The sequence below is a fragment of the Methylobacterium tardum genome (assembly GCF_023546765.1).
Taxonomy (GTDB): Bacteria; Pseudomonadota; Alphaproteobacteria; order Rhizobiales; family Beijerinckiaceae; genus Methylobacterium; species Methylobacterium tardum.
Map to the genome: position 1 here is coordinate 1456029 of NZ_CP097484.1, position 12007 is coordinate 1468035.

General features: G+C 65.3%; 5 protein-coding genes and 1 pseudogene. All 6 read right to left on the reverse strand.

Features of this window, described 5'->3' with window-relative positions:
• Positions 1-143: 143 nt before the first annotated feature.
• Entirely contained in the window at positions 144-6089 is a 5946-nt protein-coding gene (gene proA, locus M6G65_RS06905; RefSeq protein ID WP_250103737.1) for an anti-phage protein ProA, read from the reverse strand.
• 543 nt (positions 6090-6632) lie between these two features.
• Positions 6633-7124: a hypothetical protein gene (locus M6G65_RS06910; protein WP_238197281.1), complete on the reverse strand. Its 492-nt coding sequence runs from the start codon at positions 7122-7124 to the stop codon at positions 6633-6635.
• Positions 7125-7330: 206 nt separating this feature from the next.
• A pseudogene (locus M6G65_RS06915) lies at positions 7331-8150 on the reverse strand (transposase); the annotation flags it as partial.
• A gap of 276 nt (positions 8151-8426) precedes the next feature.
• Entirely contained in the window at positions 8427-8807 is a 381-nt protein-coding gene (locus tag M6G65_RS06920; protein ID WP_250103738.1) for a response regulator, read from the reverse strand.
• A 57-nt stretch (positions 8808-8864) separates the two neighbouring features.
• Positions 8865-11327 (reverse strand): GAF domain-containing protein, encoded by a 2463-nt coding sequence (locus M6G65_RS06925; RefSeq protein WP_250103739.1) that lies wholly within the window; start codon positions 11325-11327, stop codon positions 8865-8867.
• Positions 11321-11842, reverse strand: coding sequence for a PAS domain-containing protein (locus tag M6G65_RS06930; protein WP_250103740.1), 522 nt, complete (start codon positions 11840-11842; stop codon positions 11321-11323). Before M6G65_RS06930 ends, M6G65_RS06925 begins: the two co-directional genes overlap by 7 nt.
• Positions 11843-12007 lie beyond the last annotated feature (165 nt).

Consider the following 12007-nt stretch of genomic DNA (forward strand, 5'->3'; position numbering starts at 1 on the left):
GATTGAAGATTTGCGCGGCGGAAGATGGACTTGGATTGAGGTGCTTCGGTTTGATAAGCGCCCAAAGGAACGCTCAGACTCTCCAAAGCGGGCTGATTGGACTCAGCGCTAGTGGCTGTTAGTAATCCAACGCAGAAGGTCGTCTACGAGGACGCCGCTCGACGCGCCAACTCGCTGGCGCGCTCGAACCTAGTCCGCGCGGAAGCTTCAATGCGGGACAGCCCGAGCCTCTGTCCCATCAGCCTGGCGCGCTCAGCCTCCGAGGCGTTGGATTGAAGGGTCCCTGCAAGCCCAACGAGCTCCGCCATCGGCGTGTCGCCATGGCTGCGCACGCTGGGATCGGCCGGCCGGTGTGGGTAGCTCATCTGCGGCTCCACACCGGCTGGCCACAAGACAGGGCGACCCTCGTCATCGGTGCGCGCGACAGCCACGTCGATCTGAGCGACGATCGCCTCACGGACGAGGTGCCCAACCCGCTGCAGGCCGTGCGCGCGGGCGACACGCCGAACGAGAAGCTCTTCGTAGATCGGTGCTTCGACGGCGAGCACGTGGGCGATCATCGCGCTCAGCACCGGTCGATAGGAGGCATCGTAGAACCGCCCAGGCTCGATCGGCAGACCCAGCTCTGCCAGATCGGCGATCCGGTAGTCCCGCTCTTCTGGCGGAAGCTCGATAGGCGCAGCCGCGACCGCGGCCGGCATAACCTGATCGGCATAGCGGCGTGGCTGTGCCGCCTCGGAAGCAGGTTGCGCATCGTTCGCCGGCTCCGGTGGAGCTTCTTCGGCGGACGAAACCGCAGAGAGCTCGCCCTCAGGCTCCAGATCGTCCGGCTCGGCGACGACGGGTTCGACCGCGTCTTCGGCCACGATCGCCGCAGCCGCAGCTCGCGCACGGTCCGCCTCGAGATCCTCGCGCAGGCGCTTGTCGAGCTTGGCGAGCGCGCCCTCGGCGTCCATCCACCACTCGGTGCTCCAGACCCGGCGGATGCGCCAACCGAGATCGGTCAGCACGTGCTCGCGCAGGCGGTCGCGATCCCGCGCCGTGGCCGAGCTATGGTAGGTCGCGCCGTCGCATTCGACACCGGCGAGGTATCGTCCGGGGGCGTCCGGATGAACGACGCCGAGATCGACCCGGAAGCCCGAGACGCCGATCTGCGTGTGTACGGTCCAACCTTTGGCCTCGAGGGCCGTCATCACCGCCGCCTCGAACGGTGATTCGACGTCGCCGCCGGTCGGCGCGAACGCCTCCGCGAGAGCCCGCGCACCGCGGTCGGCGAATTCGAGGAAGTGCTTGAAGTCGCGGACACCGCGCGCCCGGGTACGACCGAGGTCGATCTGCTCAGGCCGAAGAGACGCGAAAACGACGAGTTCGCGCCGGGCACGGGTTATCGCGACGTTCAGGCGGCGGTGGCCGCCGTCCTTGTTGAGCGACGACACGGTGCTGACCGGACGCCCGGTCTGGTCCGGTCCGACCGCAACCGAGAAGATAATCGCGTCGCGCTCGTCGCCCTGCACGTTCTCGAGGTTCTTCACGAACACGGGCTCGTGCCAGCGGTCCTTGTCGAAGTACGGCTCCAGCTCCGGGTACGACCGCCGCTGCTCGTCGAGCAGGTTCTCGATCAACCGCTGCTGCTCGCCGTTGAAGGTGACGATGCCGAGCGAGCGCCGCTCCTGGGCGAAGCTCGGATCGCGCAGGCGACGCACGATCTCGGCGACGACCGCGCGGGCCTCCGGCCGGTTCACACGGCCCGCTCCGCGCTCGTACACTCCATCCGGCACGAGGGTGAGCCGAACGGCCCTGTCGTCTGTGACAGGGGAGGGGAACGTGACAAGCCGTCCGCCGTAGTAGCGCGCGTTCGAGAAGGCGATCAGGCTTTCGTGGCGGCTGCGATAGTGCCAGTCGAGGTTCCGCCGCGGTATGTTGGCCGCCAAGCACTCGTCGAGGATGGACTCCTGGTCCGTGACGTCGGAGCCATCCTCGATGTCATCGACCCCGCGGTCACCGACGTTGGTCGGCGGCAGCTGCTCAGGATCGCCGACGATGACGACCTGCTTGCCGCGCGCGATCGCGCCGACCGCATCCCATGGGGAGATCTGTGAAGCTTCGTCGAAGATGACGACGTCGAACGGCTCTTTGTCGGGCGGCAGGTACTGCGCGATCGAGAGCGGGCTCATCATCACGCACGGGGTGAGCCGCGTCAGCGCCGTTGGCATCCGGCCGAACAGCTTCCGCAGCGGCATGTGCTGCGTCTTTTTCGTCAGCTCGTGCGAGAGCGTGCCCCATTCCGGATCGGCACCGAACGCCGTCGGCCCTGGAATGCCGCCGCCGAGGCGCGAGCGGACAACCTGCTTCGAGAGTTCGGTGACGCGCGCGTCGGCGGCCCGGAAGCGCTGGATGGTGTCCTCGTGCAGCTCCGGCAGAAAGCGCCGCAGCACCGGATCGTGGCTGACGACGCGGTCGATCCACCAGCGCGCATAGGCGGTCTCGAACGCTACCTCAGCCTGGTCGGGTGCAACGCGACCCTCTTCGAGCGCTTCGATCAGCGGGGTGAGGCCAGTCTTGCGCGCGTTCTGTGCCGCGGCCTGCCAGGCGCACCAGCCTTGGGCTCGTCCGAGACCGGATGCCCAGCGATGGGCGAGGGCAATGCTCGCCTCGATCCAGTCAGCGTCTGCCGCCAGCGGCTCATCGGGATCAGAACGTCCAGCCAGTTGGCTGAGCACCTTCATGGCCTCGGTGGCCCGGGCGCGATCCTGCGCGAACACCGCGTAGGCCTGGGCGATGCGGCCGCCTTCGGCGAGGGCCCGGGTCTGGCGCTCGATCAGTTGCGCGAGGTGGTCGCGCAGGCCGTCGATCCCGAGCGACAGCGGTCCGAGGATGTCGAGAAGCTGCTCGACCTTCTCGGCCCAGGCGATCGCCGGCGTGAAATCCGAGGCCGGGCATTCCGGATTGCTCCACGGCAACCCGAGCCGAGCGAGAACCAGCTCCTCCACGCAGCCGGCTTTGACGTGCTTGGCGACCTCGATCAGCCCCGTCAGGTCCGGTCCGAGATCGGCGGGCAGGGGGCCCTCGGCGTAGGGCTGCACCTGGGCCACCACGCGCTTCAGCTTGCCACCGCGAACGAGGAAATTCGACGCTTGCGCGGCGACCCACTCTGCGAGGAGCCCCGGCAGATCCTGATCGAGGATGCCTGAGCCGTATCGCCCAGAGAGCCGGCCGAGCAGCTGAGCCTTCGTCGCCTGGAAGCGCTCGCGCGCGTCGACGGCCCGACGCAGGTCACCGGCTCCATCGGCGAGGAACGCGGCCCCGCAGCGCGCTTCCGGCCGCACGAGATAGTTGCCCAACACCATGAGCCCGCGCGTGCCAGCATAGGTCGAGAGGAGGGCGGGCAGGCCGATCGCATCGGCGAAGGCTTGGCCGGAGCTGCGCAGGGCACTGAACGTCTGTTCGACGTTTCGGATGGCAGCGCCCATGTCATCGCGCCAGACCGGCGACCACTGGGTAGCCTCGACACCTTGCAGCGGGTGATCCACGAGCGAACCCACGGAGGCCAGGACAGGCCGAAGCTCCCGGCAGCTCACACGCAAGGTCGCGAGCGTCGTCTCGGTGTGCGCGAGGTGATCGGGCCAAGCGAGCACGAGCGGTGCGTCGGTGCTGCCGGCCGCGATCACGCGCCCGAAGGCCTCGTAGGCCGAGAGCCCGTTCTCGCGCCGCCGATGCAGGGCGTTCACCAGACCGTTGAGCTCTTCGCGCAGGCTCGCAAGTTCGCCGGTCGCTGCGTCCCACGCGCCCTGCGTGGGCGTGGTGCGCTCGTGCCAGGCGCGGCGCAGCTGACCAAGCACGGCCGATTTCTGCGACTTGGTCGAATGCACCTCCAGGCAGTAGTCGCCGAGGCCGATCTCCTGCAGGCGGCGCTGCACGACCTCCAGGGCGGCCGTCTTCTGCGAGACGAACAGCACGGTTCGCCCTTGCGCGAGGCACTGCGCGATCATGTTGCCGATCGTCTGGCTCTTGCCGGTCCCGGGCGGCCCGAACAGAACGAAGTCCTTGCCGCTGGCGGCAGCCAGGACCGCGGAGAGCTGCGAGGAGTCTGCCGAGAGCGGCGCAAAAACGGTCTCCGGTGGATGCTCCCGGTCGAGACGCGCCGGCTCAGGAAACGGCGTGCCGTCGCCGTAGGAATGCTTCGGCGTGTCGATGAGGTGGCGGACCACCGGATTGCGCTTCAGGAGCTCGGCGCGGTCGACCAGGTCCTTCCACATCAGGTACTTGGTGAAGGAGAAGGCCGAGAGCACGACGTCTGGCACGACCTCCCAGCCACGCAGCTCCTTCACGTGCTGGCGGACGATCCGGAAGATGCCGTCGACGTCATACCCAGAGCCGTCGCGCGGCAGATCGCCTTCGAGCTCCGGGATACGGAGCTTGAAGTCCTCGCGCAGCATCTCCAGCAAGGTCGGGTTGATCCGGACTTCGTCGTCGTGGAGAGCGAGCTTGAAGCCGGCCCGCACACTCGAGCGCTTGAGGGTGACGGGGACGAGCAGAAGCGGGGCGCGGTAAGCGTCCTCGCCGTCCTTCTTCGTCCACGACAGGAAGCCGATCGCGAGAAAGAGGATGTTGGCCCCGCCCTCCTCAAAACCGTTGCGCGCGAGCCGATAGAGGTCGAGCAGACGGCGATCGAGATCGGTCTCAGTCGAGGTCGTGTAGATCTCTTTCCGAACGAGCGCCGCCTCGAGATAGCTGCGGCGACCATCATCGTGGTGCCGGCGCGCGTAGAGGTCAGCGCTACGCTCATCGCCCCCGCTCAGCACATCGGAGACGGGCTTCAGGCGATACTCGGTCCCCGCCGCGAGTCCGTCTTCCAGCGCGCCGGGCGAGGCGCATTCCAGGCTGACGGAGCCCTTGCCGGGCTTGAAGTTCAGCAGCTTGTTCCGAAGCGTCAGGTCGAGAAGCTTGCGCTTCCAGCGCTCCACACGTCCGACCGGTGTCTCCGGTGCTTCGTCTGCGGGCGGCCGTGCCTCCTCGTCGAAGCTCGGCGGTGCAGACAGCACGTGGTTCAAAGGCGCGGTCGGCGCGGATGCGACATCACTGGGTTTCGCGCCGCCGAGATCCATCGGGCGGATGCCGCGTCGGCGGCAGCGCCGAATGTCGATGGCGATCTCGAGCGCCGAGGGCGCTTCGTCCTCGACTTGGGCACTGCCCTGAGCGGTGGCGACCTTGAACGTGGCCGGTGGGTTGTGGGTCAGCAGTGTCGTCTCGGCGAGGATCAAATCCTGCAGGTCGCGCCGCTTGCGCAGGAGCTGCATGTCGTCGATGGCCGCGCTCGTGAAATCCTCGTCCTGGAGCCAGACGCCGACGAAGGCATGGCCGGCAGTGAGGACGAGCACCGGGTTGAGCCCGGCCTGCTCGAGGCAGGCCGCGTAGAGCAGCGAGAGATCCAGGCAGGTCCCAACCTTGCGCTCCAGCACATCGCTCGGGCCGCGGATTTTCTGTCCGGCCTGCTCGAAGCTAGCCGGCGGCAGTACGTAGGCGATGCGCCTGTCCGCGAGGGCCGCCCAGATCGCCTCGGCTAGTTCCCAAGCGCGAGACTTCTTGCCGGTCGTGTAGCCGTTCAGACCCGTCTCACGTCCGGCATCCCCGAGCTTGGTTGCGGCATCGCGCAGGACGACGTCGACCGCCGGATCATTGGGTCGAATAAAAGCTGCGAGAAGCTCGGGCGCGCTTCGGCTGCCGCCCCAGTGCGACGGCGGCAACAGACGCAGCTCTTCGGCGAGCCGGGCTCGCTCACCGCTCGCATCGTCCAGGATTGCCGTCAGTTCCAGGCGACTGGCCTCGGTGAAGCCTGCCAGCAGCGCGGCATCGAGGCGGAGATCCGGCGTCTCGATGTGGTGGTCCGACCCGGCCGGGATCCGATCGATGCGCAGCGTCAGCGGCTGCACAACCGCTGGTCGGCTCTCGATGCGGAGCTGGACGTCAAGGAGGTCCTGCTCGGACGCGTTCGCGACCACGAGCTCACGGACGACCGGGACCGCGTTCTCGTGGTAGGCGAGGCTGACGTGCTCAGTCGCCGAGCATGTGATCTGGATACCGTCCTGCACGGCTTCCCCCTGTCATTAGCTTGACTGTAGGGGCACAGCCTCAAGTAGTGCAAGCTTGGCGGTAGGAGTCTCGTGCAACCGGGAGGCGTGTTGGGAACTCTGATTGTCGCTCAGCCTCTGCGAGCATCAACCGTTTGTGAGATTGCTGAGACCGGAGCCTTGAAGGGGTGAGCGGGCCGCCCGAACCTCTCTCCAGCCCGATGTATGCAGACGCAGAATTTGCCCACTCTAAATCAGGGTCTGTGCCATGAGGCTAGCAGCGGTTGGTGTGATTCTTCCAGCGTCGGCCATACTCGTGTCGAATGGTCGAAATTTGCCTTTTGATACCGTCCCCTTGCGACCCATGACGGTCGTCTGCGGCCCCCTGCAGCATCACCGAAGCAGATATGCCTCGAACCAGACAACACTCAAGCTCAAGGTGCGGAGCCTTGCCGGCACAGGCTGTAAAGAGCTTGACGTCACTCTGATCAGCGGGAACACCGACGACCTCGCAATGCGAGGCCGTCCAAATGATCGCGCCTTAACAAGTGCCAAACAGAAGTTTCACTGAAGCGCTGCTTGGATTGCTCCTTTCATTTTCTCGTTTACGTTTGTTGCGGCAGCAATGATTTTACCGACCTCTCCGCTATTCTTGCACGTCGCCGAACTCACGGTTGTCCCGCTGATCTGCGCTTCACATTCGAAATTGTCGGTCAGCCGCCAGTCTTCGGGTTTCTGGCTGAAAGGAGGCTTGAACGGAACGGCCTCGTCGCTCGGCTGGCAACCGTAAGTTCCCATGACCTTCGCCGATGAGGCCGTCACGTCAAAAGATTTAACAACATGGAAGTCTTTATCGATGCCGATATCTGTATCTGGTATTGCGTCCGGAATTTTGATTGGAAGCAGTTTTCTGATTTCTTTGGTGTTTAGCTTGACAGGTTTACATATTTGCGCATCGTTCATCGCTTTTTGAAGCTTTGCCACGTCCGCAGCTTGCGTAGAAGACAACATCAACAAAGGAAACACCAGGGCAGATATAGGCACATGGACTCGCATCGATAGGCCCTCCCTGTTAAATATCGGCAGGATAGGCTACCCGAATGGCCTCAAAAATTACAAGCCCGATCAGGAGCCCGCCGAGAACTTCGAAGAAATATTTAGCTCAATTTGTTATTTTTGATCCGATCCTTGAGCGATCAAGCGGAGGCATAGCACTTGACACCCATGCTCGTTTCTAATGGTTGCTGAGCTTGTGTAAGGACGATGGCAAACGGCGCGCGGACGACCGCACCGTCCCGGCAGCGCAGTTCGAGGTGGTCTGAGCTACCCGCTCCACGTTCGAGTGCAGCGCCACCACGATGCCGTCGTGGGTGGGGCCGGGCCGGCGGGCGGTGTGCGGCGCGAGGGAGAGCCCGTTCGCCCGCAGGATGCGCAGCACCCGCTTGGCATTGACGCTCGCCTCACCGCGCGAGCGCAGTGCCCGGCTCACCAGCGCGGTGACGCGGCGATAGCCATAACTCGGGCGGGCATCGGCGATCGCGCGGATGGTCGGCAGAAGTCGCGCATCCTCGCGCTTGCGGTAGACGCCGCGCGGCCGAGCGGGCCGACGCAGGTGCTCGGCCAGGTGGGAGCGCACCACACCGAGCGTGTCGGCGACCGCTTTCACCGCGAACCGCCCGTCGAACCGCTCCAAGAGCTGAGCGGCGTGATCGGTCTTTCGCGCGCGCGAGGTCGAGCGCCTCCTTCAGGATCTCTGCCTCCATAGTCTTGCGCCCGAGCAGGCGTTCGAGGTCGCGCACGCGCCGCTCCAACGCGCGCACGCGGCTGGTGCCGACAACCGCCTCGTCGGCGTGCACGGCCTGATAGCCGCCCTCCAGCATGCGCCGCGTCCACGAGAACAGCAGGCTTGGGCCAAGATGCCGTAGCGGCGGGCGACGAATGACACGGACGAGCCGGGCTGCTGGCTCTCCTCAACGAGGCGGATCTTCTCAGTGGTGGACCAGCGACGTCGACGCTGGACGCCGGTCAGGATCTCGCTGGGCACCGGCGGGGCGGTTGGATCGATGACATAGCCTTACCCATAGGCCAATGCCTATGCCTTCGTGAGCTATGCCGCCTGTCCGGTCAAAACGGGGTGCGGTTCACTTGCCTACCGGAGCGATGGCTGCCTCAGCTTCGGTTCGGCCGATGAGGAGCCCGACCGCCGCGTCTGGACACCCGTCGACCTAGGCGTGCATCTCCCTTAGCGCCAGTCGTCCGCTCAGGGTGGAAATCTGCCGGTCCGCTTACGGGTGGTAAGGCACGGAAGCGGACGCCGTCGCCGCATGGGCTGTGTACTTCGGCGAGCGTGCGGATGGCTCAAGCTGGTGCGATCAGCTTGCCAACCGCGCGCACCAATTCCGCTTCCACGAACGGCTTCTCCAGCCGCGGGCTGTCCTCATATCCAGAGCCTTGCCCGAGCTGCACGTCGCCGGTGGCAAAGAGGTGCGGTACGCCAAGCGCACGGAGGCGGTCGGCAATCGGGAAGGCTGTGGCCCCGTCACCGAGGTTGAGATCCAGCACGGCTACATCGACGTCATCGTCTTCGATCAGGTCGAGCGCACGCTCAACGGTGGGCACAGGCCCGACTACCTTGGCCCCGGCATGCTGCAGCCAGCGCTTCACCTCCATGGCGATGAGGTACTCGTCCTCGGCGATGAGAACGCGACGGCCAGCAAGTGACAGGGCAGCGTCGGCCATGGATGCTCCTCATGTATGCCTCCCCTCTGAGGCCAACCGAGCTGTGCGGATGCGCGTTCACCCAGGCTGATTGATCGGCATCTCGACACGGCAGCGCACGCCGTCCGCGCTCATCTCGTAGTCGACATCGGCCTCCAGAGCGTAGCCCAGGGCCTCCTGGATCAGCTCGGTCCCGTACCCCCGGCGCGTGACCTTGTCCGGCTTGATGGCGACGCCGCTCTCCACCCAGCTCAGTGCTAGCCGCCGGCGATCACGCCTATCGAGCAGCACCTCCCATGTGACGGCCAAACTGCCAGTGCCGTCCTTCAGCGCGCCATACTTCACGGCGTTGGTGGTCAGCTCATGCAGGGCGAGCGCAAAGTTCTGTACTTGTCGTGCGGTGAGTTGCACCTCCGGACCGCCGACGCACACCTTCTCCGATCCATCCTGAGCGTAGGCAGCGAGCTCGGCTCGGACCATAGCCCCGACCTCGACGGTATCGCTGCCGGCTTTGCTGAGAAGCGCTTGGGCGCGACTGAGCGCTTGCAGCCGCTCCTCAAACGACTCGACCGTACTACCCTGCCGCAGTGTTTTGCCCGCCACGGCAGTGACCACGCCAAGTAGGTTGCGGGAGCGGTGCTGCAGCTCGTTGATCAGCACCTCCAACCGCACCTGCATAGCACGCAGATCGTCGATGTCGGTTGAAGTGCCCAGCCACTCGACGATCGCCCCGGCTTCATCACGCACTGGCGTGGCCCGTGTCTGGAACCAGCGATAACGGTGCCCGGCTCGGCTGAGGATGCGGTATTCGACGTCGAACCCGTCCCGCTGGGCCGCCTGGCTCCACACTTCCCGTGCCGCAGGTCGATCATCAGGATGAAGCGGCTCAAGAGAGAGAGAGAGAGAGAGAGAGAGAGAGAGAGAGAGAGAGAGAGACCAGCCCCAGCGCCTACTGTCCGGCTCGCTCTGGCCGGTATACGCCGTCCATTGTGGGCTGGCCCAGGTCCACTCGCCGCCTCTGGCCGCGCGCCACACGAGCTGCGGGATGCCCTCGGCGAGCGTGCGCTGCCAAGCCTCGGCTGCGGCCACCGATGCCTCGGCGCGGGCACGCACGAGATCGGCCCAAAGCCGCGCCGCAATCTCCTGCGCCAACGCGACCTCGTCGTCGGTCCAGCGGCGTGGTGTATGCTGGTGAACGGACAGGTTCACCAGCAGCTTGCCGCCGATCAAGAGGGGAACGCTGAGCAGCGCCGATACCCCGAGTTCCGCAATGGCGGCGAGATCGGGGCGCGCGAGGGCCGGATCGTTCGTGTCTTCGATCCGCACGATCCGGCCCTCGCGGAGGTCGTCCAGGATCGGCCCCTCGTAGTCCTCCAGCCGCATCACTGCCGGAAATGGCTGCGCGCCATCCGCGAACCACCCGAAGAAGATGTCGGCGATACCTTTCGCCTCGCCGAACTCGGCGAACATGATCCGCGAAGCGTTCAGCCGCTCGCCAAGCAGACGGGCTGCGATCTCGATAATGGCGTTTGGCGTAGACTGAGTACGCATGGCGTCGCCCAATGTGAGCAGGAACGCCTGCCGCTCCTCGCGTTCGCGTACAATTGCTTCAAGGCGGGTGCGCTGGAGCGCTACCCAGGTGCGTTCCGCTGCTCCTTTCAAGAGCCCCTTATCAACACGGCTCCACGTGCGCACGCGGGTGTCGGCCGCCAGGAGAACAGCGGCTAGACGCCCGTTTCGCAGGAGCGGCGCGCCCAGCGCGGAGCGGATGCCGAGCTCGCCGTAAGTAGCCTTGGCCTCTGCGCTGAAGTGCTCCGAACCTGTCAGGTCCGGCATGTCGAGCACGGCACCTGAATGCACCAGATCGAGAAAGTCCCGCTCGCCTGACAGATCATGGACGCCCACCATTGAGGGCACACCCTCACGGTGAAAATCGCGAAGCACGGTCGCGTGCGTCCCGCGCTCGTCAAACTCGTTGAAGTAGCACCAGCCGACGTCGAGCCGCTCGGCAAGCAGCCGCGTAGCCTCCGCTTGGATCTCCGCAGGATCGGTCAACGACCCGAGCGCATCGCTGAGCTGCAGCTGGAACGCCTGTTGCTCCTCACTCTCGCGCAACGCTGCCTCTGCCCGCTTGCGCTCCGTGATGTTCTCGTAGAACACGCCGACACCATTCCTTCCGAATGGAGTGACGTTGATGCCGAACCAGCGATTCAAAGCCGGGATGAAGTTCTCGAAATGTGAGGGCTCGCCGGAGACGAAGACCTGCGAATAGGCATCTATCCAATAGCGCGCGTCCTCAGGCGGAAGCACCTCGCCGACTAAGCGGCCCAGGACCTGTTCGTCATGGAGTCCTGTCACGCGCGTGCTTGCTGGGTTTCGGGCTAGATGGCGGAAATCTGTCAGGTTTCCTTCATCGTCGCGGACCGCCTCTAACGCGGCGAAGCCCTCAGCCATGCTTTCAAAGAGTTCGTGATAGCGGGCTTCGCTTTCGCGGAGAGCGTCTTCGGCACGCTTTCGGGCGTCGATATCAATATTTACCACAACCCACTTCTCAATGCGTCCTTCAGCCTTGAGTAGGGGGCGGCACGTACGTTGGTCCAGCGCCACCCGCCGCTTGGCGAGCGGAGGCGAAACTCCGCGTCGACAACCGAATGAGAGGCCATCGCCTCCCGCCATTGCCGCTCGGCGAAGGCGCGGTCCTCCGGGTGGATCGCATCGAGCCAGCCGTAGCCGAGCCACTCGTCCACAGTCTGGCCGGTGTAGGCTCGCCAGCTTGGGCTGTCGGCGACGACGACGCCGGCGGCGTCCGTCTCCCACACCGCCTGGGTCCAGCTTTCGATGAGAAGGCGGTGGCGCGCCTCGCTCTCGCGCAGTAGCTCATCCACCCTTTGTTGCTCCGTGACCTCAACGCTTTCTATGCGACCATCTTCGACGGCAGGGCGGCCAAGCTCGCCAATTCGCTGGGAGGCCGCCTCGATGTCGGCCTTCTCCGACAAAGCCGCGTTCGCCGCCGCGAGGCGGCGTTCGAGGTCGGCGATGATCGTGCGCTCATCCATTCGTCGAGTGAGCACGGCGCTGCGACCATGCGCAACCCAACGTCAACTTCTGGGCAGCTACCCGATGACAGCTCTCTACCCCGAGCAGAGTTTACGAATGTCCGCTTCGGGGAACGCCAACTGCGCTTCCGGCGGCTGAGTTGGGTCCACTGCGGTACGTCCGCT

Coding starts and splice junctions, on each gene's coding strand:
- M6G65_RS06910 (WP_238197281.1), bottom strand. CDS start 7,124: ATGCGAGTCCATGTGCCTATATCTGCCCTGGTGTTTCCTTTGTTGATG.
- M6G65_RS06920 (WP_250103738.1), bottom strand. CDS start 8,807: ATGGCCGACGCTGCCCTGTCACTTGCTGGCCGTCGCGTTCTCATCGCC.
- M6G65_RS06930 (WP_250103740.1), bottom strand. CDS start 11,842: ATGGATGAGCGCACGATCATCGCCGACCTCGAACGCCGCCTCGCGGCG.